The sequence below is a fragment of the Enhygromyxa salina genome, assembly GCF_000737335.2.
GTDB classification, from domain to species: domain Bacteria; phylum Myxococcota_A; class Polyangia; order Nannocystales; family Nannocystaceae; genus Plesiocystis; species Plesiocystis salina_C.
The window spans coordinates 1-21,297 of record NZ_JMCC02000101.1 but is presented as its reverse complement, the minus strand read 5'-3'; the positions used below and the strand labels follow the sequence as shown (position 1 = coordinate 21,297).

The following is a 21,297-nucleotide window of genomic DNA, read 5'->3' as shown; positions in this document are numbered from 1 at the left end:
CAGCAATATCCGCGAATTCCGTCGCACAGGGGGCGCTCGCGCGGTTTCACGCTTGTACGGCGTTGGCCGGCTCCGTACCCTGGCCTCGACCATGCCGACGGTTGCAGCCTCCGCGAAATCGCCCACGGAACCCAGCGCTGGCCACCGGGCCAACCACAAGATCCGGGTGGTGACGGCGGCCGCCCTGTTCGATGGCCACGACGCGGCGATCAACGTGATGCGTCGGATCCTACAGGCCCAGGGTGCCGAAGTGATCCACCTTGGTCACAACCGGGGCGCGGCCGAGGTCGTCGACGCGGCGATCCAAGAGGACGCCCAGGCGATCGCGGTGAGCTCCTATCAGGGCGGTCACATGGAGTACTTCAAGTACATGCATGACCTCCTGCGCGAGAAGGGGGCCCCGCACATCACGATCTGGGGCGGCGGCGGTGGGGTCATCGTGCCCCGCGAGATCGACGAGCTGCACGCGTACGGGATCAACCGCATCTTCTCGCCCGAGGATGGTCGGCGCCACGGGCTCGACGGGATGATCAACATGATCATCGCAGGCGCAGACTTTTCGACGGCCCCAGCCGATCCGCTGGCCGCGTTCGAGCTGCTGGTCCAGCCCGCCCGGCCGGTGCGCGGCGTGGGCGAGCCAGATCCGGGGGTCCCGCGCCTGGCCCAGCTGATCACCGTGCTCGAGGATCACGTCGACGGCCGCCACAGCGAAGCGGGCCGGGCCTTGCTCGCGGCGATCGAGACCCACCAAGTGCCAAACGTCCCGGTGCTCGGCCTCACGGGGACCGGCGGCGCAGGCAAGAGTTCGCTGACCGACGAGCTGGTCGCTCGCTTCGCCCGCGAGAACCCCGACCGCAAGATCGCCGTGATCTCGGTGGACCCCACCCGTCGGCGCACGGGCGGGGCGCTGCTGGGCGATCGGATCCGCATGAACAGCATCCGCCACGGCAACGTGTTCATGCGCAGCATGGCCACGCGGACCTCGGGGGCCGAGATCTCGGCGGCGACCAAGCACGCGGTCCAGCTGTGCAAGCTGGCCGGCTATGAGCTGATCCTGGTCGAGACCTCGGGCATCGGCCAGGGCGACGCGGCGATCGACGACCTCGCGGATCTGTGTCTGTACGTGATGACGGCCGAGTACGGGGCCCAGAGCCAGCTCGAGAAGATCGAGATGCTCGACGTCGCCGACTTCGTGGCGATCAACAAGTACGAGCACAAGGGCAGCAAGGACGCGCTCCGCGACGTCCGCAAGCAGGTTCGGCGCAACCGCAACTTGTTTCACGGGGTCGAGGACGAGCAGCTGCCGGTGTTTGGCACGGTCGCGAGCCGGTTCAACGACAGCGGCGTCAACGGCTTGTACGTGGCGCTGTGTGCCAAGCTGAGCGAGCTTGGCGATCCCGACTGGACCTCGCAGATCCCCGAAGATCAGCGGGCGATCGCGTCGAGCACCGCCGACATCATCCCGCCCGCGCGGATCCACTACCTCGCCGAGGTCGTCCACACGGTCCGCGCCTACAAGACCAAGGTTCGCCAGCAGATCACCGCGGTTCGCGAGCTCGCGCATCTGCGCCACGTTCGCGAGCTAGCGACCGAAGCCGCCGCGACCTTGGGCGAGCCCACGCTGACCTGGCTCGACCAGCAGATCACCGCCGCCGAGGCCAAGCTCGACGGCGACGCTCGCCAGGCGCTCGCGCTGCTGCCCAAGCTGCGAGCGGAGTACGCCGCCGACGAGTACGTGATGCGGGTCCGCGACCGGGAGATCCGCTACCCCACGCACACGATCACGCTGTCGGACAGCCGCATCCCACGGGTCGCGCTGCCCAGCGACGACGAGCCCGGCGCGACGCTGCGCTACATGCTGCTCGAAGGTCCGCCGGGGCACTTTCCGTTCACTGGCGGGGTGTTCTCGTTCAAGCGCGAGGGCGAGGATCCCAAGCGCATGTTCGCCGGCGAGGGCGGCCCAGCCCGGACCAACGAGCGCTTCAAGTACCTGTCAGAGGGCGAGCCGGCCAAGCGCCTGTCCACCGCGTTCGACTCGGTCACGCTCTACGGGCAGGACCCCGAGGAGCGGCCCGACGTGTGGGGCAAGATCGGAGAGAGCGGCGTCAGCGTGTGCACCCTCGACGACGCCAAAGAGCTCTACGCCGGGTTTGATCTGTGTGCGCCGAGCACCTCGGTGTCCATGACGATCAACGGGCCCGCGCCGATCATCTTGGCCTTCTACATGAACGCCGCCGTGGATCAGCAGGTCGACGCGTTCACGGCCAAGCAGGGCAGGGCGCCGACCGAGGCCGAGTACGAGCAGCTGCGCGACGCGACCCTGCGCATGGTCCGGGGCACCGTGCAGGCCGACATCCTCAAAGAGGACCAAGGCCAGAACACCTGCATCTTCTCGATTGAATTCGCCCTGCGCATGATGGGCGACATTCAGGAGTACTTCATCCGCAAGCGGGTCCAGAACTACTACTCGGTGTCGATCAGCGGCTATCACATCGCAGAAGCCGGGGCTAACCCGATCTCGCAGCTCGCGTTCACGCTGGCCAACGGCTTTACGTACGTGGAGTACTACCGATCACGGGGCATGGCGGTCAACGACTTCGCCCGCAACCTGAGCTTCTTCTTCTCCAACGGCCTCGACACCGAGTACACGGTGATCGGCCGGGTCGCGCGGCGGATCTGGGCGATCGCTATGCGCGACCTGTATGGCGCCGACGAGCGCTCGCAAAAGTTCAAGTATCACATCCAGACCAGCGGCCGCTCGCTGCACGCGATGGAGATCGACTTCAACGACATTCGCACGACCTTGCAGGCGCTGTTCGCCTACTACGATCACTGCAACAGCCTGCACACCAACGCCTACGACGAGGCGATCACCACGCCAACCGAGGCCAGCGTGCGCCGGGCGATGGCGATCCAGATGATCATCACCAAGGAGCAGGGCCTGGCCAAGACAGAAAATCCGCTGCAGGGCAGCTACATCGTCGAGCAGCTGACCGAGCTGGTCGAAGAGGCGGTGCTCGAAGAATTCCTGCGCCTCGACGAGCGCGGCGGCGTGCTCGGGGCGATGGAGCGGCAGTACCAGCGCGGCAAGATCCAAGACGAGAGCCTCAAGTACGAGCGGCTCAAGCACACGGGCGAGCTGCCGATCGTGGGGGTCAACACCTTCCAAAACCCCGAGCAGAGCGGTGAAGAGGTCGCCAACGCGCTGGACCTGACGCGGGCCAGCGCCGACGAGAAGAACGATCAGATCAAGCGGCTGCGCGCCTACCAGGCCCGCCACGCGGATCAGCGCGAGGCCGCGCTCGCCAAGCTCGAGCAGGTCGCCCTCAGCGGCGGCAACACCTTCGAGTGCTTGATGGACGCCGCGCGGGTCTGCTCGCTGGGCGAGATCTCGCGCAAGCTGTTCGAGGTTGGCGGCGAGTACCGTCGCAACATGTGAGCACGATGAACGCTGGGCCTCCGCATCCACAACAAGCCGCCGTGAGCCAAGATCTGACCGGCACGGTCCTGGCCGGGCGCTACCGCGTGCTCCGGCAGCTCGGCGCGGGTGGGATGGGCACGGTGTACCTGGGCGAGCACACCACGATCGGCAAGAAGCTGGCGATCAAGGTGCTCGACCGCGAGGTCGCGAAGCGCCCCGATCTGCGCGAGCGGTTCTTGCGAGAGGCCCGCTCGACCTCGCTGATCTCGCACCCGAACGTGATCGAGATCAGCGACTTCGGCGACACGCCCGATGGATCGGTGTTCTTCGTGATGGAGTACCTCGAGGGCGAGGATCTGCGGGTCCTGCTCAAGCGGGAGAAGCGAGTCCCGTGGCCGCGGGTCCGCCACCTGATCGTGCAGGTCTGCCGCGCGCTCGGGGCCGCTCACGCCGCTGGCGTGGTTCACCGCGACATGAAGCCCGACAACTGCTTTCGGGTCGCGCGCGGTGGCGATCCCGACTTCATCAAGGTCCTCGACTTTGGGATCGCCAAGGCCCAGAACGACGAGCTGGGCCTCACCAAGACCGGGATGATCTTCGGGACCGCCCGCTACATGTCGCCGGAGCAGGCAATGGGCAACTCCAATGATCCGCGCGTCGACATCTACGCGGTCGGGATCATCATGTACGAGCTGCTGTGTGGTCGCGTGCCCTTCAAGGGCAAGAACTTTGGGGAGGTGCTGACCAAGCACATGTACAACGCCCCCAAGCCCCCGCGCGCGCGGGTGCCCGAAGCCGGGATCCCGGCAGAGGCCGAGGCGATCGTGCTCAAGGCGCTGCAAAAGGATCCCGCGCTGCGGTTTGGGTCGATGGCGGAGTTGATCGGCGCGATCGAGGCGGTTGGGACCGGGGCAGGGGCCGTGGCTGTCGTCAACGAAGGGCTGCACGCACCCGACGCGAGCGCGGCGATGAGCTTTCAGGGGCGGTCGGTCCCGCCGTCGGGCGCATCGAGCTCTGGTTTGATGACGGCGCCGCCGGTCTCGGTTGCCGGCGCGCCGCCACCCGCTGGCAGCTTGCGCGGGCTGTGGCTGGGCCTTGGCGGTCTGGGGATCGCGGCTGCGACGGTGGCGATCGTGCTGCTTGGCAGTCGGTCGCCCGTCGAGGAGGCGGCGGCGCCCGATGAGCCGGTCGTCGCTGCGCCCGCGCCCGTCGCCGTCGCGCCGACAGACGCGGCTGCACAGGCCCAGCCCGCGGCGTCCCCCACACCTGCGGCTGCGCCCGCGCGCATCCACTTCGAGACCAACGTTCGCGCCCGGGTCATCGACGCGAAAGACGGCGGTATACGGGGCTACAGCGACGACGAGGGGGGCATCGAGTTTCCGTTGTCGGAGCAAGCGGTCGCCTTGCGGCTCGAGGCCGAGGGCTACGAGACCCTGCAGATCGAGGTCATCCCCAACCGGGGCGAGAAGTCCTTCAGCTATGAGCTCGCCCCTGCAAAGGCCGGCAAGCGCCCGTCAAAGCGCTCGCAAGCCAAGCCGAAGGCCGGTGACGCCAACACGGCTCCGGTGTTCGACGACGACGACAGCGACCTCAAGAACCCCTTCAAGTAGTGCCGCACACCCTAAGTTCGATCCGGGTTATGCACGGCACTGAGGCCCAATGGCAGTGTCGCAGCTCCTAGCAGTACGTAGCCCTGCGCGCTCAGTAGTCAATCGCAGTAGTCGATCGCGGGCGCCGCGGCCATGCCCCCGAGCCCGTACACGAAGCGATGAAAGGCCTGGCGGATCTCGGGCAGCTCGCCGTTGTCGCAATACAGGTGGCGCTCGAGCTCGGCGGTCGTGATCGATCGCGGCACCGGGCCCGCCACGTAGAAGTCTGCCATTGATCCGCTCAGCTGCGCGACACCGAGCAGGTCTGCGAGCCCGGCGAACAGCAGGCGCCCGCTCGAGTAGGAGGCGTCTGGGGTGTCACGCGCGAACGGGTGGGGATCAAACAGCTGGACCGGTCCGGCGTTCCAGTTGAAGGGCACGGGCACCAGCGCCACGCCGTTTTGGGTGTTGAACATGTCCCAGGCCTCGTCGATCCAGCCGTCGGAGTAGGTCGCGGGCTCGAGGCCGCGGGCCCACCAGCTGTGGAACACCTCGTGTCCAAACGCGGCGGGGGACGACGTCGTCGCGCCGGCGTACTCCATGGATCGGTTGGTCTGATACAGGTAGGCGGTCGCGCGCGGGTGCGGGTAGTCGCCGGTCGACAGCACGAACGCGTCGAGGTCGCCAAGCAGCTGCGGGACGTAGGCCTCGGGCGGCGTGCCCAGGTTGTCGTTGACCCACAGCTCATAGGGGATGTCCTGGCCGTTGGCGGCCACGTGGACGCCGCTGGCAAGCTGGATCTCGGCGGCGGGGAAGATCAACACCATCGGGGCCATCGCCGTGGTGGCGTCGGCGAACTCGAGCTGCCAGGTGTGGGGCTCGATCTGCTCGAGCTCGGCGTTGGTGATCAGCTCATGCGGCTCGCCAGCGCCGCTCAGGCTCACGCCGATGTGCAGCGGGTGGCGGTCCCACGGCATGTTGGCGGGGAGCCACGACTCGAGGTAGCGGCCCGGGTTGAGATCCGACATGAACACGTCGAAGTACACGCGGGCGGGTGCCTGCGCGTAGCTCAGGCCCGAGGCCAGCGGCGCGTTGGGGACCGCGAGCGGGTAGGCGAACTCGAGCTCGTGGTGCGAGCAGGCGTCGAGCTCGACCGCGAGGATCGAGAAGCCCTGGGCCCAGCCGGGGCCGAAGTCGTGGCGCGCGAGCAGGCTGTTGTCGATCAGCTCGCCGTCGAGGATGAGCGACTCGTGGGCTTGGCGAAGATCGAACAGGGGGTGCCCGCCGTCCTCGCCAACCTGGAAGCTGATCACGCCGGACACGTACGCCGAGCTGCCCGCGGCGTCGAACTCGAAGCTGGCGTCGATGTCGAGGATGTCGATCGGGACGGCGTGCAGGCCATCGAGGTCGACGGGGGCAGGGGCGTGGATCAATGCGCCGGGAACACACTCGCCGTCGCCGTCGCCGTCGCCGTCGCCGTCGCCGTCGCCGTCTCCGTCACCATCACCGTCGCCATCACCATCCCCGTCCCCGTCGCCATCACCGTCGCCATCACCATCCCCGTCCCCGTCGCCGTCGCCGTCGCCATCGCCGGGGTCGCCATCGCCATCGCCGGGGTCACCATCACCGTCACCGTCCCCGTCACCGTCACCGTCACCGTCACCATCGCCGGGGTCGCCATCGCCATCGCCCGTGCTCGTGTCAGTCCCCCCAGTCTCGCCGCCGTCGGCCAGCTCATCCCCGCAGCCGATCACGCCCGCACAGACCAGCACCAACAACCACCGAGATCGCAGGACCCACATCATCGCGCCAGTATACGTCATTCGTAGAAGTCAGCGCCGGGCGTCAGGTCGACATGAAAATGGTTGTCGTGCGCGGCGTTGTACTCAGGCGTCAAGATGATGTTGAAGATACCCTGCTCGTGGCGCTTGTCCGTCAGGTCCTTCAACCATTGTCCCGCGAAGGTCACAGGCTCGGCGACGCCGTCTTCCCAGTCGTCGAGCACGGTCATGTATTGCCCGCCCTCGAGCGTGAAGCCGCCCAGATCGATCGCGTGGGCAAAGCTGTGCTCCGAGAGCGTGTCGGTGTTGGAGATCACGCGACAGTTGTAGGTCCCAATGTGGGCGACCTCGATCGCGTCCTTGCTCTTTAGCAGCTCGCTGAGCATGTCGAGCGCCAGCGCCATCTCGCACGAGACCAACAGCGGGGTCGGGTCCTCGTTGCTGATGTAGCGATAGTCGATCCCGTTGACCGGCGAAAACAGGCGCACTGGCTCATCAATGACGCAGTCCAGATCGGGGTGCGTGTCCGGGTGATCCAGCGGGATGTAGGCCGGGACCCACAGCAGCCCAGCGGCGTCGAGCGCTTGCTGACACTCGCTGGGCGGCGGCGCGAATTCTTTGGGCAGACACACGGCGGCCCAGACCCCGGGATCGGCGTGGCGCTGCACGAGGGTGCAGCCGTAGCCCGGCCGACAGCCGCCACCCGGGAGCTTGCTGGGATCACACTTTTGCAGGCACGCCCCCGCGTCGGGCGCGAAGGGATCCACGAGCGCCTGATCAGCACAGAAGCTCTCGGGCGCGCCGTCGATGTCGGGACAAAATTGCTCGCAGGGCTGCGAGCACGTGCCACACGGCCAGCCCTCGTCTTCGCGCAGACACGCGCTGCCCTCGTACGCGCAGTCGAGGTCGTCGACGCACGGTCCGCCGATCCACGGATCCCAGCTCGATGGAGTTGGGTCACAGGCGTTGGGATCGCCGTCGCCGTCTCCAGGGTCGCCGTCGCCGTCTCCAGAGTCGCCATCGCCATCGCCATCGCCATCGCCGTCCCCGTCTCCAGTCGAGCTGTGGGTCGCGCTCGACTCGGTCTCCAGGCCGGTGTCGGAGCTGGTGCCGTCGTCTCCGTTCGGCCGGGTCTCGCCATCGAGGCACGCGCACAGGGCGGAGGCGGCAAGCAACGTGACGACCCATGGCGAGCGAGGCCAAACTAGCATGGGGCAGCATAGGCCGGTCCGCCCGTTATGTGGACCGTCCGTCGAACTTCGCCGAACGACGCCCGCGGCCCGCTGCGAGGGCGCGAATTCGGGCGGTCACGTCGGGCTGGGCACAAAAACGTCGGGGGTGATGATCGCTTCACCGGTTGGGGGTACCTCTACTGAGGAGCCCTAGCATGAAGCGCATCTTCGCCCCTTTCTCGGCCATTCGACCCTCTCTCACGCCGCTGGCGTTGCTCGCTGCGCTGCCCCTGACCTTCGTTGGCGCGCCCACGGCCGAGGCCTGCGGTGGGACCTTCTGTGACAACGGCCCGATGTCGATGCCCGTCGATCAGACCGGCGAGAACATCCTGTTCATCATCGATGAGGACAGCGTCGAGGCCCACATCCAGATTCAGTACGACCCCGAGGCCGACGCCGACAAGTTCGCGTGGGTGATCCCCATGCAGGTGATCCCCGAGTTCTCCGTTGGGTCCGAGGCGCTGTTCCAGAACATGCTAACGGGCACGGTCCCGGTCTACGGCTTCAACACCTTCAGTGAGCCGTGCGGGGGGGACGGGGATGGCGATGGCGGCGACACGGGTGACGGGGACGGCGACGGGGGCGACGGGGACGGCGACGGCGACGGCGATCCCATGGTCGTGTTCAAGGATGTCGTGGGAGCCTACGAGATCGCGGTGCTGCAAGGCGGCGACGTGGCCGGCGTCATGACCTGGCTGGGCGACAACGGCTACCAACAGGACCCGGCGGCCGAGCCGATCCTCGATGAGTATTTGCAAGCGGGCTACATGTTCGTCGCGCTCAAGCTCGCGATGAACGTGGAGGTCTCGGAGATCCACCCGATCGTGCTGAAGTACCTGGGCGACGAGCCCTGTGTGCCGCTCAAGCTGACCCGGATCGCCGCGGTCGAGGACATGAGCGTGCGCGTGTTCTTCCTGTCCGACGCGCGGGCGGTGCCTTCCAACTATCGACACGTGTTGGTCAACCCGCTCAAGATCGATTGGCTGTCGCTGGGGTCGAACTACAAAGAGGTCGTGTCGCTGGCCGTCGACGCGTTCGCGGCCGAGGGCAACGCGTTCGTGACCGAGTACGCGGGCGGAAGCGGCGTCGTCTCCAAGTCTGGGCTGGTCGAGCCCAACTGGAGCGCCGCCCCGTTTGCGATGATGGAGAACACCCCGGCGGCCGTTGGCGACGAGCTCGAGCTGCAGGGGCTGATGAGCTGCTCCAACAACCAGATGACGATCGAGTGCGCCATGCACCCGCTGGTCGAGGGGCTCATGGCTCAATATCTGCCGGTCCCCAATGGCGTCGATCCGGGCGATTTTTACAGCTGCATGCTCTGCTACGCCGGCTTGATCGATCAGGGGGCCTGGGACGCCGCGGCGTTCTCGGCCGCGCTCGACCAGCGGGTGATCCAGCCGGGCATCCACGCCGAGCAGCTGCTCGACACCTGGCCCTACCTCACCCGCATGTACACGACGATCTCGCCCAACGAGATGACCGTCGACCCGATCTTTCACACCAACACCGAGCTCGCCGACGTCGACAACACCCGCATGGGTACCCGCGAGCTGCTGTGCGCGGGTGGGGCCGTGTTCACGCTGCCCGATGGCCGCGAGGTCTACATGCCGAGCCCCAACGTGTGGCCGGACGTCGGCGGTGACGAGATGCCCTGGGAAGAGGACGTCGAGCTGGGCGTGATGGTGGGGCCCAACCAGAACCTGAGCGATCGGACCGAGCTCATCAACGAGCTGCTGGCGGCGTGGAACCAAACCAACGGCTGGCCGCCCGGTGGCGACGGGGATGGCGATGGCGATGGAGACGGTGACAGCGACACCGACAGCGACGGCGACGGCGACGGCGACGGCGACGGCGACGGCGACGGCGGGACCAGCAACGATGGGACCGGCGACGCAGGGATCAACGGCGAGGGGTCCTCGTGCGCGTGCTCGACCAACACTGACTCACAGCAAGATCTAGGCGGCGGCCTCGCGCTGCTGGGGCTGTTGGGGATCGGCGCGAGCCTGCGCCGACGCGACTGAGCGCCCCCGCGGACGGGTGGGGCCTGGCCTCACCTCAGCTGGTTAGGTGGCATCGAGCGCGGTGAGCTCTCGCTCGAGGTTGGCGCGGGCCTGTCGATCGTAGCGATCACGAAAGAATGACGTGTGAAACAGGGACGCGCGGGCCAGCTGGGCGACCACGAACGCGCGCCGACCTGCGCGAAACATCGCGGCTGGGATCTTGGCGAACTCTTGCTGCACGCCGCGTGTGTACGCGTCGTAGATCGCGGGCGGCGTTCCGATGATCGCCATGTCGGCGTCGAGGAAGAGGGCGAGATCTGGATCGCCGCGCGCGTCGACTCGATCGTGGGCCGCGGTCGCGTGGATCATCGCTTGGACCCGGCCAAGATCGATCGGCCAGTCGGCGAGCCGCTCGCCGGCCAGCGCGGCGCTGCGGGCTTCGTTGTCGCCGCGGCCGGGCTCGTAGATCGCGTCGTGAAACAAGATCGCGAGCTTGACCTCCGCGGGGTGGACCCAGCCGGGCCCGCGCTCGACGTCCCCATACAGCCGCGCGAGCGCGTCGAGGTGCGCGAGGCCGTGATAGGCCCGGTGGGGCTCCGCGTAGCGCGAAGCGAGCTCGACGAGCAGCTCTGGCTCGCGCGGGTCGTCGCTGCAAAGCGCCACCCAACGGATCGTCAGGGGGGTCCCGGTGGTCCCGGTGGTCATCGTGCCCGCTCTGTCGGCGCTGGCCCAGCCACCAGCCCCAGGCCCAGCACCAGCTCGTCGCCGTCGATCTCGGCCGCGACGATCTGGGCGTTCATCGTGCTCGCGCCGATCTCGATCTCGGTGCTGGCCGCGGTCCGCTCGATCAGCGAGACCCCGCGGCGGGCGGCCTTCGAGAAGAACAGACCCGCGCGGACCTTGGCGCTGCCGACCACGCTGTGGACCTTGGCCTGCTCGGCCCCCAGCTCGAGCTCGCGGCCAACGACCACCAGGTGCGGCTCGCCGCGCAGGATCACGTGGGCGCAGTCGCTGTCGAGCTTCCACAGGTGGACCTCGAGCGGATCGGGCGTGCCCTCGGCCCAACCGACGCCCGCGTAGACCGCCCCGGTGGGGCTGGGCTCGCCCTCGAGGGTCCAGCGCTCGGGGATCCGGCCCTCGCGGATCGCATGGTTGGCGAGCGCCGCGATCGCGTCACCCGACACGCGGACCTGGATCGAGTTTTGATGCATGCCCGCGCGCCGCTCGTGCGATCCGGCCAGGCCGTGCTCGACTCGCAGCGTCGTGCGCAGATCAATGTTGAGGTAGCGATCACCCGCGCTCAGGCTGATCGCGCTGACCGGCAGCTCATCGGGCAGATCGAGCTCGAAGCGGGCGAGCTCACCTAGATCGTCGAGCAGATCGTGCTCGAGCAGGCGCGCAGCCTGACCCATGAGCTGATCCGCGAGCTCGCCAGCGAGCGCGCCCACGGTCCCGCGATCCACCATCATCTTGGCGGGTCCTGGGATCTGCGACCAGATCCAGTCACCCAGCTGCTTGCGTGACTGCGCCGAGATGCTGGGCTTTAGCTCGATCACGTCGCGCCCCGACAGCGCCACGCTCAGCGTGCCGCTGGCCGGACTCAGCTGCGGCCGGACCCGCGCGTCGACGTCGACGGTCATGACCGCGCGCTTGCCCTGGCTGAGGCCGATCGTGACGCGAAACCCGAGCTCGCCCGCCGGAGCTGGACGGGCACGGACCGACTCCACGCCGACCCCCAGCGATCCAAGCGAGACCCCGGCGACGGCGGGCACGGGCACGCTGAGCTTGGGCAGCCGACCGAGCTGCTTGGCGACCATCGCGTCGATGATCTCGTAGGGGACCGAGATGCTCGCGTGCGTGCGGCCATCGCTGGCGCCCTGGCTGGGGCGCGCGGCGCTGGTGATTGGCAGCGTGGCCTTGCGAAACGCGGTGTGGCTGTCCTGCACGCGGGTGCAGGGGGCCGCGCAACCAAGCGTGACGCTGACGAGGCTCACGGCGAGCAGCTGCGCGAGCGCGGTGGCGGGCCTTGGCATGGCCGCATGGTAGCCGAGTTACACTCCGCCCGGTGTCGCGGACCCAGGCGATCTTGTGGACCTTGGTCGTCTACCAGCTGGCGATGGTCTCGATTGGAGCGATCGCCCAGCGATACGCCAAGGACGACAGCGACTACTTCCTTGGCGGCCGCTCGCTCGGGCCCGTGGTCGCGGCGCTCAGCGCCTCGGCCAGCTCGTCTTCGGTGTGGACCTTGATCGGCGTCAGCGGGTTCGCCTACGGGTTTGGGCTCGCGGCGATCTGGTTGCTGCCCGCCTGCGTCGGTGGCTTCGCGCTCAATTGGTTCGTGCTCGCGCCCGCCTTGCGTCGCGTGGCTCGCGAGCAGGGGGCGATCACGGTGACGGAGCTGCTCGCCGGTCCGCCCGGCAGCGAGCGGCGCCGCGCGGTGATCACCGCGGCCTCGCTGATCATCTTGCTCAGCTTGCTGACCTATGTGGCCGCCCAGTTTCAAGGCGCGGGCAAGGCCTTCGCCGACACCTTCGACATCCGCTTCGAGTGGGCGCTGCTGCTCGGCGGCGGGATCGTCGTGCTCTACACGATGCTCGGCGGGTTCTGGGCGGTGAGCCTGACCGACACGCTGCAGGGCTTGATGATGGCGCTCGCGGCCGTGTTGTTGCCGATCGCGGCGCTCTACAAAGTCGGGCTCGCGGGCATCCTCGCCAGCTTGGACGGCGACGGCCAAGGCCTGTGGGCGGCGGCGACAAACGGGCTCCCGGCGGCGGCGGCGATCGGCTTCGTGCTGGGCCTGCTGGGGATTGGGTTGGGCTATCCAGGTCAGCCCCACGTGGTCAATCGCTTCATGGCGCTGCGTGACGAGCGTGGCGTGGTCGTTGGCCGGCGGATCTCGATGAGCTGGGCGGTGGTGATCTACGCCGGCATGATCGTGCTGGGCTGGAGCGTGCGGGTGCTGGCGCCGGACCTGCCCGGCCGGGAAGACGCGTTCTTGCGCGGCACCGAGCTGCTGCTCTCGCCTGTGCTCGCCGGGATCATGGTCGCGGCCTTGCTCTCGGCGATCATGTCGACGGCCGACAGCCAGCTGTTGGTCGCGGCCAGCACGATCAGCCACGATCTGCTTGGTGACGCGGGCACCAAGCAGCTCAATCCGGGGGCGCAGCTGCGTCGGTCCCGGGCCACCGTGCTCGCCGTCTCGATCGGTGCGTTGTTGGTCGCGCTGTGGGTCGACGAGACCATCTTCTCGTCGGTCCTGTTTGCGTGGACGGCGATGGGCTCTGCGTTTGGGCCCCTGTTGCTGGTCACGGTGTGGCGCGGGCGCCCGCGCGCGTGGGCGGTGCTGACAGCGATGCTGGCTGGGTTCACGCTCAGCGTGGCCGCGCACCTGTGGCCGGTCACCAACGGTGGTGCGTTCGAGCGGGTGCTGCCCTTTGTGATAGCGCTAGCCGTGGCGTACGCAGGCGCGCCGCGCCGGCCCAGGTGACCGGGCCCGCTCGAACACGCATACTCCCGCCGTGCGCTTCGCCGTCGAGACTCACGGGTGCCGGCTCAACCAGGCCGAGTCCGACGCGATCGTCGAGCAGCTGCGCGCGCGTGGGCATGAGCGCGTGGATGTCGAGCACGCGCAGCTGTACGTGCTCAACAGCTGCACGATCACCCACGCGGCCGATGCCGACGCCCGCGCGGCGCTCCGCCGGGTGCGAAGGCGCAACCCAGACGCCCGCCTGGTGATCACGGGCTGCTACGCCAACTCCGATCCCGAGCAGCTCGCCGCCATGCCCGAGCTCGACGCCGTGATCGGCAACGCCGAGAAGCGGGGGCCCGAGCTGCTGGATCTGTTGCAGCAGCTCGGATCGAGCTCGCGCGACGCAGGTGCCAGCGCGCTGGTGTCCGTCACGCGCCTGACCCGAAAGCTGCGGCCGCGGCCGTGGACCACGCCGCCCGCTGCGGCGCCTTCGCGGACCCGGCCGCTGCTCAAGATCCAAGACGGCTGTGACTATCAATGTAGCTTTTGCGTGGTGCCGAGCGTGCGCGGTCGCAGCCGCAGCGCGCCACCGGAGCTCGCGAGCGAGGAGCTGGCAACGCTGCTGCGAGCGGGGGCGCCCGAGGTGGTGCTCACTGGCGCGCACCTCGGGAGCTGGGGCCGCGACCTTCGGGCGGAGCGCCAAGCGGATCGGGCCGGGCAGGGGGGCCTCGCCGCGCTCGTCGCCACGCTGTTGCACGACCACCCTGGCGCCCGCCTGCGGCTTGGATCCGTCGATCCACACGAGGTCGACGCGCCGCTCGTCGAGCTGCTTGGCCGCGGCGTCGATGCGGCGGCCGGCGCAGGCCTGTGTCAGCACATTCACTTGCCGGTGCAGAGCGGCGACGACGGGATCCTTCGGGCGATGCGACGGGCCCACCGGGTCGCGGATCTCGAGCAGCTGATCCCACGCTTGCGCGCAGCCGCGCCAGGGATCGGGCTGGGCACGGACGTGATCGTGGGCTTCCCGGGCGAAGACGAACCCGCGTTCGAGCGCACCTTGGCCCTGTTCGAAGTCACCGCGATCCCCTTCGCCCATGTATTCGTTTGGTCACCGCGCAACGGCACCGCCGCCGCGACGATGGGCGGTCGTGTGTCACCGGATCGTGCCGCCGCGCGCAGTCGGGTGTTGCGCGAGCGTGTCGCCGCCAACCACCTCGCGTTCGCGCAGGCGCAGCTCGGCAGCGAGCGATCAGCGGTGATCCTGCGGCATCGACACCGCTCGACGGGCGCGCTCGTGGCTCTGGCCGACAACTACACCAGGATCTCCCTCGACGGGCCCGATCACCTGCTTGGGCGACGGGTTCGCGTGCGGGCCAACGCCTTGGCCGGTGAGCGGCTGCGCGGGCTACTCGTGGAGTAAACGTGCGTGACGTGACATTGGCCAACTCGTGACCGAGTTGTCACGGATGCGTGTTACTAACCGCTCGATGCCGACCACCATCCTGATCGTTGAAGACGAGCAGGACCTGCTCGACACGCTGGAGTTCAACCTTCAGCGTGAGGGCTACGCCACTCGCAGGGCCGCCAGCGGACGCGCCGGTCTCGAGGCTGCGGCGCTGGATCCTCCTCCAGACTTGGTCCTGCTCGATCTGATGCTGCCCGATCTGCCGGGCACCGAAGTGTGTCGACAGCTGCGGGCTTCGGAGCGGACCCGTCCGGTCCCGGTCATCATGCTGACCGCGCGCGGCGACGAGCTCGATCGCGTGGTTGGGTTCGAGGTCGGCGCGGACGACTACGTGACCAAGCCGTTCTCGGTCCGCGAGCTGTTGCTGCGGGTCCGCGCGATCTTGCGGCGCGTGGGCGCGCCAACCGAGGAGCCCTCGCGCCTCCAAAACGGCGCGCTCGAGCTCGACATCTCCAGCCACCGGGTCTGGGTGAACGCACAAGAGGTGCGGCTGACCGCGCTGGAGTTTCGCTTGCTCGCAACCTTGCTGTCGCGCGCCGGCCGGGTCCAGACCCGCGACACGCTGCTCGCGGACGTCTGGGGCATGCACGCCGGCCTGACCACCCGCACGGTCGATACCCACGTGACCCGGCTGCGCAAGAAGCTTGGCGAGGTCGGCCGCTACATCGAGACCCTGCGTGGGGTTGGCTATCGGTTCCGCGACCTCGACGAGCTCGATGATCTCGACGACGAAGGCAGCGAGGACGACTTCGGGGACGCGGATCCCGACGCGGATGGCGACGCGGATGGCGACGATGATCCCGAGGCGGCCAGCGTGCGCCCGCGCGACGAGCCCTAAAGACGCGCGCGGAGCCGCAGTGTAGGGCAATCGGGCGCAGGACCTTCGTCTCGCTTCTCGAGGGGCTTGCCCCGAATCCGTTGGCAGTCATTGGCGTGGTATGCGCTCTTTGGGTTCGCCAGGTGGCAAGAATCGCGTGGTGCGCGAATTCAATGACGGCTACCGGCCGCGGGGCTTGGCGATCTCGATGGGGAATATGCACGGTGAGATACAGGCGCACGGACGCGCCAAGCTCTCGCGAACCGCACCAGGGCCCCGCTGGGCGATTTCCGCACCGGGCTTTCGGACAAGCGTTGGTCAATATGACAGTGACAAAGGAGCCTTGGCGCGGCCATTGGGGCATTCCATGAATGCCGACGCAGAGTGTCTAAATAGAAGCACATCGATCGTTGCGCAGTCGAGGTTTACCTGTACATACTGTTGCTTATGGGTCAAACATCGCTAATTGCCCTGGTCGCGGTGGCTTCGCTCGTTGCATGTGATGCTGGCGAAGATTTCGAAGAAAATGAGCTCCGTTCACATCACAACCATCACAACCATCACAACCATCATGCCAACAAGGGAAAGCGAGACAAGCACAAGCGCCACGGATACCACGGTCACCACGGGCATCACGGACATCACGGGCACCACACATACCCAGACCCAGATTGGCGCGTGGAGGCACCGCAGCTGCACGGGCTCTCGAATTCGGGGGTCGCGCAATTGGCAACGGTCGCGGAGCAGACCAATTCCAGCTGTGTCGTCGTCATCCACGACGGCGTGTTGGTCAGCGAGTGGTACGCGAGCGGCTACGACGCCTCCACTCCCGTCCCGGATATCATGTCGGCCACGAAGTCGGTGATCAACGCGATCGTGGGGGTCGCAGAGGGGCAAGGTCTGCTGGATATCGCAGACCCCGCCTCGGACTACATTCAAGCCTGGCAAGCAACGGAGAGCGCCGGTGTCACCATTTTAGAGCTCATGAGCCAGACATCCGGGCGCGAGTGGGACTTTTTCACCGATCTATTCATCGTCTCCGGCGTCGAGGACGAAACTGCCTATGCCCTCTCGTTTGGCCAGGACCATGAGCCTGGGGACCATTGGGAGTACAGCAACCATGGCACCCAGTCCCTCGAGGCTGTTCTCGAGGTCGCGGTTGGCCAGGACGTAGAGGAATTCGCGCAGACCGAGCTATTCGAGAAGATCGGCATGGATGTGAGCATGGCTCGCGACAATGCGGGAAACCCGCAGATGTATCGGGGGCTGTCCGCGTCTTGCCGTGACATGGCCAAATTTGGCTACCTCTACCTTCGGAATGGTCATTGGAGGGGCCAGCAACTGGTTCCCAATGCGTTCGTGCAAGAGTCCCTCGAGGCGTCCTCCAGCCTCAATGATGCATACGGTTATCTGTGGTGGCGCAATTACGACGGTCACTCCGTCATGCCCTCAACCCCCGCACGAACGGAGTTCGAGGGGAAGATGCTACCAAGCGGCAGCGAGGACGGCTTCATGGCGTTCGGTGCCTATGGGCAGCTGGTATTCGTCGACCCCGAGGACGAATACGTGGTCGTGCGGCTGAGCGATGTCTATGACCCAAACAATCCGTTTGGGTTGGACCAGATGGACGCGGTGCTCGCGGCTTTCGAAGCTGCTAAGGTCGAGCAAGGCTGCGACGGTCCTTGACCTACTCCACGCTGGTCACGAGCACGCCCTTGGCGTCGACGCGAAACCGAACGTCGACGTCGCGCAGCGCGGTTGCGTACTCGCGGCCTGGATCGCCGCGCTGGTGGGCCGGCCGGGGGTCCCAGCACAGGCTCTGGCGGATCAGCGTGCGCAGCTGATCCGCGTGGGGGTGGCGGGCCAACGCCGCCTCGGCGCTGGCGGAGAAGCGCAGCGGGAGACCTGGGGGCCCGGACGGCGCCCACTCACAGCTGGCGTCGGGGCGCAGCTCGGCCCACGGCAGGTAGGGCTTGATGTCCAGGACTGGCGTCCCGTCGAGCAGGTCGCCGCCGGACACGCGCAGCTGTCGATCCTCGACCGCGAGCAGCCGCACCAACGACAGCGCGATCGGGTTGGGGCGGTGGGGCGCCCGGGTTGCGAACACGCCCAGGCGGGCGGCCCCGCCCAGCCGCGGTGGCCGGACGGTGGGGCGCCAGCCTTCGTCTTCGCAAGCGTGGAACCAGCACAGCAACCACAGGTGCGAGGCTTGCTCGAGCCCGCGCAGCGCCTCGGCCGGGATTCGGTCGCGGTCGAGCTCGACCACGAGCTCGACCTCGGTGGCCATGCCGCTCTGGCGCGGGATCGAGAATTTTTCCTTCCAGGGTGAGCGCACCACACCGATCGGCGTGAGGGAGATCGGCGCGAGCGGGGTGGGGGGCGGCGGCATGAGTCAGCGATCCAGCGAAGCGTCGATGATGCGGATCAGCCTGCGCATCTGTTGGACCCGCGCGATCGCGGGGCCTTGGTCGTCGCGCAGGTCTGCGAGCCGCTGGTGATAGCGCGGCGCGTCGAGCATGTGGATCGCCGACACGATCTGGCCCACTTCTGGGTAGTGCTCGTCGATCTGTCCAACCCGTCGCGCGCCGATCTGATCCAGGTAGGGCAGGGCGGCGCGATTGTGGACCGGCGCGATCACGGTGGTCGTGAGCACCAGGTCGTGGCCGTGTTCGACGATCTGCTCGGCGAGCGCGCGCAGGCCCAGCGCGGCGCCCCAGTAGCGCGATCGCATGCGAGGCAGCACCGCCAGCTGATCGAAGTAGGCGACCCGGCGCGCGGGGAGCTGGGCGGGATCGACCTCGTCCGTCCACGCGATCGCGTCGCGCCGCGCCCAGATCGGCGAGGCCCGCAGCACCGGGTCGTCCAGTGTCACGCTGAAGCCCCCCGCTTCGCCGTCGAGCTCGAGCAGCCACACCCGCGCGAGCGTGAGCAGCTGCGCATAGTGGGCCGCATCGCAGCCGAGCAGAAATCCGCCGCGGCGGGTCTGGGGCCGCTCGTCTGCCAGCGTTGGCGAAGCCTCGCTGAGCTCGGATGGGCTGGGCATCGGCAGCGCGCGGCGGATCGCGAGCAGCGCGTCGAGGTCATCGAGCGTGGCCCGTCGCAGCCGCGCGCCCTCGCCAAGCTCGATCACGTTGACGCTCCGGGGTCGCGCGGCATCGGGTTTTCGATAGTCTCGGGGGTCTCGGGGATCTCGATGATCCGAGGCCCCCGCAGCTGGGCCAAGATCGCCGCGGCGATGCCATCGTACTTTTGATTGCTGGCGTGCGCGTGCGGCAGCGGCTCGCGGTGCGCGGGCAGCTGGTACCACGGCAGCTTGGGCTGACGGTGGTGGGTGTCGTGCTCGTTGAAGTTGAGCAACCACCACGAAGCGATCGGGTGTCGGTTCAGCCCGCGCACGTGAAACCGGACATCGGGCCCGTAGTCGGTCCGATAGTGATAGATATAGACCAGCAGCGAGTAGACCCACGCGAACGCGAGCAGCGGCCAGCCCATGCTCAGCGCCCAGGCGCGGGTACCAAGCAGCCACGCAACCCCCACGTGCAGGCCAACGCCAAGCCCAAAGCTGGCGAGCGAGCGCAGCTGATCGCCGATCCGCCAGCCCTTGAACGCAGGCGAGATGGTCCTGGCGATCCGCATCGGCATGGCCAAGAACAGCAGCACCGACACCAACGAGTGGACGAAGAACCCACCTGCGAATACGGCCAGGTACCACAGCAGGTAGCACCACGCGCGGTTCAGCGCCCGGCCCAGCGCGCTGGTTCGGCGCGGGATCACGAAGGTGTCGAGCGCCGAGGTCCGTTCATCGCGGCGGTTGTGGCCGTGGTGGAAGGCGTGGATCTTGCGATGGATCCGCAGCGGCAGCATCAAGGGCAGCAGCAAGAGCTGGCCAAGCGCGTCGTTGATGCCGGGGTGCGCGGGCCACAGCTTGCGGTGCGACGCCTCGTGGGCGACCACATACAGGCGGTGCAGCCAGCAGCCCTGCAGCAGGATCACAGCGACGATCAGCGCCCGCGCGAGCGGATGATCCAGCGCATCGAGCTTTATCGCCGCTGCACCCAACACCAACGCGACCAACACTGACTCGCTGATCAGGCGCGCGGTGAGAGGGCGGTGACGCGGATCGACGTGGGCCATTGGCATACACGTTGTCCACCACGTCTACGCCAGAATCAATCGGGTAGGGGCGTGCCTACCCACAGGCACATGTATGTATGCATCACGCGAAAACAAGCTGAACCGTCGCTGCCGGCCCCCAACACTTCACTGCTGGAGGGGCCGTCCATGGACAACGAGGACAACGGTGAGAGTGAGTTCAATGCGCTGAAGGTCGAGGCCGAATCGGGCGATGTGTTGGGGGCTGGCGAGTTGGTCGCGTATCGCTACCGTGTCGTGCAGATCGGCCGCAATCACCCCTTGGGCGAGCTGTATCGGTGTCACGACGAGACCGAGGATCGCCGAGTCCTGTTGCAGCGATTGCGCCGCGAGTTCTCCAGCCCCAGCGTGCGTGACCGGCTGTTCGAGACCCGTGGTAGCGCGGCGCTGGAGGTCGCGGCGATCACCGACATCCTCGACTACGGCGAAGATCTCGACGGCCGTCCGTTTCTGGTGACCGCGTGGAGCGACGACGTGTCATTGGCCGAGGTCGAGCGCCCGCTCTCGTTTCGAGAAGCAATAGCGATCGCCCTGCGCGTGGCCGCAGCGCTCGAGCCCGTGCACCGCAAGCGCTTGGCGCACGGCGGGATCGAGCCCCACAGCATCTTGGTCGACGACGCGCGCGAGCTGACCGGCTTGCTCGACTTTGGTCTGGTCCCCGCGCTCGAGGCGGGCGCCGACAAGCTGCGGGCCTTGCCGTTGCTGACCTCGCCGGCCTATGCGGCGCCAGAGCTGATCCGCGGCGAGCCGATCGGCCCGGCCACCGACGTGTACGCCCTGGGGATCTTGGTGTGGGAGCTGATCCTCGGATCCGCGCCGTTTCGCGGGCCGACCCTGCGGGTGCTCGACTCGCACCTCAACCGCGCGCTGCCGGCGTTCGAGCTGCCGTTTGATGCGCCTGCCTCGTTCGAGTGGGTCTTGCGGCGGATGCTGGCCAAGCAGATCGGGGAGCGCTTCGCCGACGCTGGCGAGGTGGCCGCGCAGCTGCGGGTGTACGCGTCACAGGACTACGCGGTGGCGATGGTCGACGTACACGACGTACACGACGATCCAGAGGACGAGGCGACGGTTGCGTTCGAGCGTGAGCCGCAGATCGAGGAGATCGAAGAGGACAGTTGGTTGGTGTTGTCTGCGGGGGCGCGCGCCGCCACAGAGAATCCCGTCGCGCTCGTGTTCGACCCCGCGGCCCATCGTCGGACACGTCGACGCGTCGCGGCCCTGGCCATGCTCGGCTGCGCCGCCTTGTTGTTGAGCTGGTGGGGCTTGGGGCCGAGGTCCGAGGCGGTCGCCGTGCCCGTGACCGCCTCGATCACGGCCGCGGACGGGGCCGACACGAGCGCGCCCGCGGTGGTCGCCGGCGCGGCTCGGATC

Annotated in this window: 15 protein-coding genes; 8 read left to right on the top strand and 7 right to left on the bottom strand. The window is 67.7% G+C overall.

Annotation, left to right across the window (positions count from 1 at the left end):
• The first annotated feature begins 91 nt into the window (after positions 1 to 91).
• Both icmF and DB30_RS31435 read left to right on the top strand, forming a co-directional pair.
• On the top strand, positions 92 to 3,439 hold the full coding sequence (gene icmF / locus DB30_RS31440) for a fused isobutyryl-CoA mutase/GTPase IcmF (RefSeq protein ID WP_052555985.1): 3,348 nt from the start codon (positions 92 to 94) through the stop codon (positions 3,437 to 3,439).
• Positions 3,440 to 3,480: 41 nt separating this feature from the next.
• Positions 3,481 to 5,031 (top strand): serine/threonine protein kinase, encoded by a 1,551-nt coding sequence (locus DB30_RS31435; protein ID WP_165704039.1) that lies wholly within the window; start codon positions 3,481 to 3,483, stop codon positions 5,029 to 5,031.
• A 98-nt stretch (positions 5,032 to 5,129) separates the two neighbouring features.
• On the opposite strand, the gene DB30_RS41815 is transcribed toward DB30_RS31435, so the two are convergent.
• On the bottom strand, positions 5,130 to 6,815 hold the full coding sequence (locus tag DB30_RS41815) for a gluzincin family metallopeptidase (RefSeq protein ID WP_205633114.1): 1,686 nt from the start codon (positions 6,813 to 6,815) through the stop codon (positions 5,130 to 5,132).
• A 14-nt stretch (positions 6,816 to 6,829) separates the two neighbouring features.
• Positions 6,830 to 7,966 carry an extensin family protein gene (locus DB30_RS41810; protein WP_052555980.1) on the bottom strand — a complete coding sequence of 379 codons (1,137 nt, stop codon included), beginning with the start codon at positions 7,964 to 7,966 and terminating at the stop codon, positions 6,830 to 6,832.
• A 212-nt stretch (positions 7,967 to 8,178) separates the two neighbouring features.
• Between DB30_RS41810 and DB30_RS31420 the strand changes: the two genes are divergently transcribed.
• On the top strand, positions 8,179 to 10,044 hold the full coding sequence (locus DB30_RS31420; protein ID WP_146661444.1) for a DUF2330 domain-containing protein: 1,866 nt from the start codon (positions 8,179 to 8,181) through the stop codon (positions 10,042 to 10,044).
• A gap of 42 nt (positions 10,045 to 10,086) precedes the next feature.
• Here DB30_RS31420 and DB30_RS31415 read toward each other — a convergent pair whose 3' ends face one another.
• Together DB30_RS31415 and DB30_RS31410 are read right to left on the bottom strand one after the other, a co-directional pair.
• Entirely contained in the window at positions 10,087 to 10,728 is a 642-nt protein-coding gene (locus DB30_RS31415; RefSeq protein ID WP_205633113.1) for an HD domain-containing protein, read from the bottom strand.
• Positions 10,725 to 12,056 (bottom strand): hypothetical protein, encoded by a 1,332-nt coding sequence (locus DB30_RS31410; protein ID WP_052555977.1) that lies wholly within the window; start codon positions 12,054 to 12,056, stop codon positions 10,725 to 10,727. Before DB30_RS31410 ends, DB30_RS31415 begins: the two co-directional genes overlap by 4 nt.
• A 32-nt stretch (positions 12,057 to 12,088) precedes the next feature.
• Here DB30_RS31410 and DB30_RS31405 point away from each other — a divergent pair, with 32 nt between their 5' ends.
• The 4 genes from DB30_RS31405 to DB30_RS31390 all read left to right on the top strand — a co-directional run bounded on the left by DB30_RS31405 (position 12,089) and on the right by DB30_RS31390 (position 17,460).
• Positions 12,089 to 13,510 (top strand): sodium/proline symporter, encoded by a 1,422-nt coding sequence (locus DB30_RS31405; RefSeq protein WP_052555975.1) that lies wholly within the window; start codon positions 12,089 to 12,091, stop codon positions 13,508 to 13,510.
• 31 nt (positions 13,511 to 13,541) lie between these two features.
• Complete coding sequence (locus DB30_RS31400; RefSeq protein WP_052555972.1) at positions 13,542 to 14,912, top strand: MiaB/RimO family radical SAM methylthiotransferase; 1,371 nt, start codon at positions 13,542 to 13,544, stop codon at positions 14,910 to 14,912.
• Between the two features lie 67 nt (positions 14,913 to 14,979).
• The gene (locus tag DB30_RS31395; protein WP_146661442.1) at positions 14,980 to 15,795 is read left to right on the top strand and encodes a response regulator; all 816 of its coding nucleotides are present in this window, start codon (positions 14,980 to 14,982) and stop codon (positions 15,793 to 15,795) included.
• A 426-nt stretch (positions 15,796 to 16,221) separates the two neighbouring features.
• A complete protein-coding gene (locus DB30_RS31390) occupies positions 16,222 to 17,460 on the top strand; it encodes a serine hydrolase domain-containing protein (RefSeq protein ID WP_146661440.1) in 1,239 nt (412 codons plus the stop codon).
• Between the two features lies 1 nt (position 17,461).
• Here DB30_RS31390 and tsaA read toward each other — a convergent pair whose 3' ends face one another.
• The 3 genes from tsaA to DB30_RS31375 are packed head-to-tail and all read right to left on the bottom strand — an operon-like array spanning position 17,462 to position 19,908.
• The gene (tsaA, locus tag DB30_RS31385) at positions 17,462 to 18,163 is read right to left on the bottom strand and encodes a tRNA (N6-threonylcarbamoyladenosine(37)-N6)-methyltransferase TrmO (RefSeq protein WP_052555968.1); all 702 of its coding nucleotides are present in this window, start codon (positions 18,161 to 18,163) and stop codon (positions 17,462 to 17,464) included.
• A gap of 3 nt (positions 18,164 to 18,166) precedes the next feature.
• Entirely contained in the window at positions 18,167 to 18,904 is a 738-nt protein-coding gene (locus DB30_RS31380; RefSeq protein WP_052555966.1) for a GNAT family N-acetyltransferase, read from the bottom strand.
• Entirely contained in the window at positions 18,901 to 19,908 is a 1,008-nt protein-coding gene (locus DB30_RS31375) for a fatty acid desaturase (RefSeq protein WP_052555964.1), read from the bottom strand. Before DB30_RS31375 ends, DB30_RS31380 begins: the two co-directional genes overlap by 4 nt.
• Positions 19,909 to 20,055: 147 nt before the next feature.
• Between DB30_RS31375 and DB30_RS31370 the strand changes: the two genes are divergently transcribed.
• Positions 20,056 to 21,297 (top strand): serine/threonine-protein kinase (locus DB30_RS31370; RefSeq protein WP_052555962.1); only part of this gene is annotated, 1,242 nt, incomplete at its 3' end.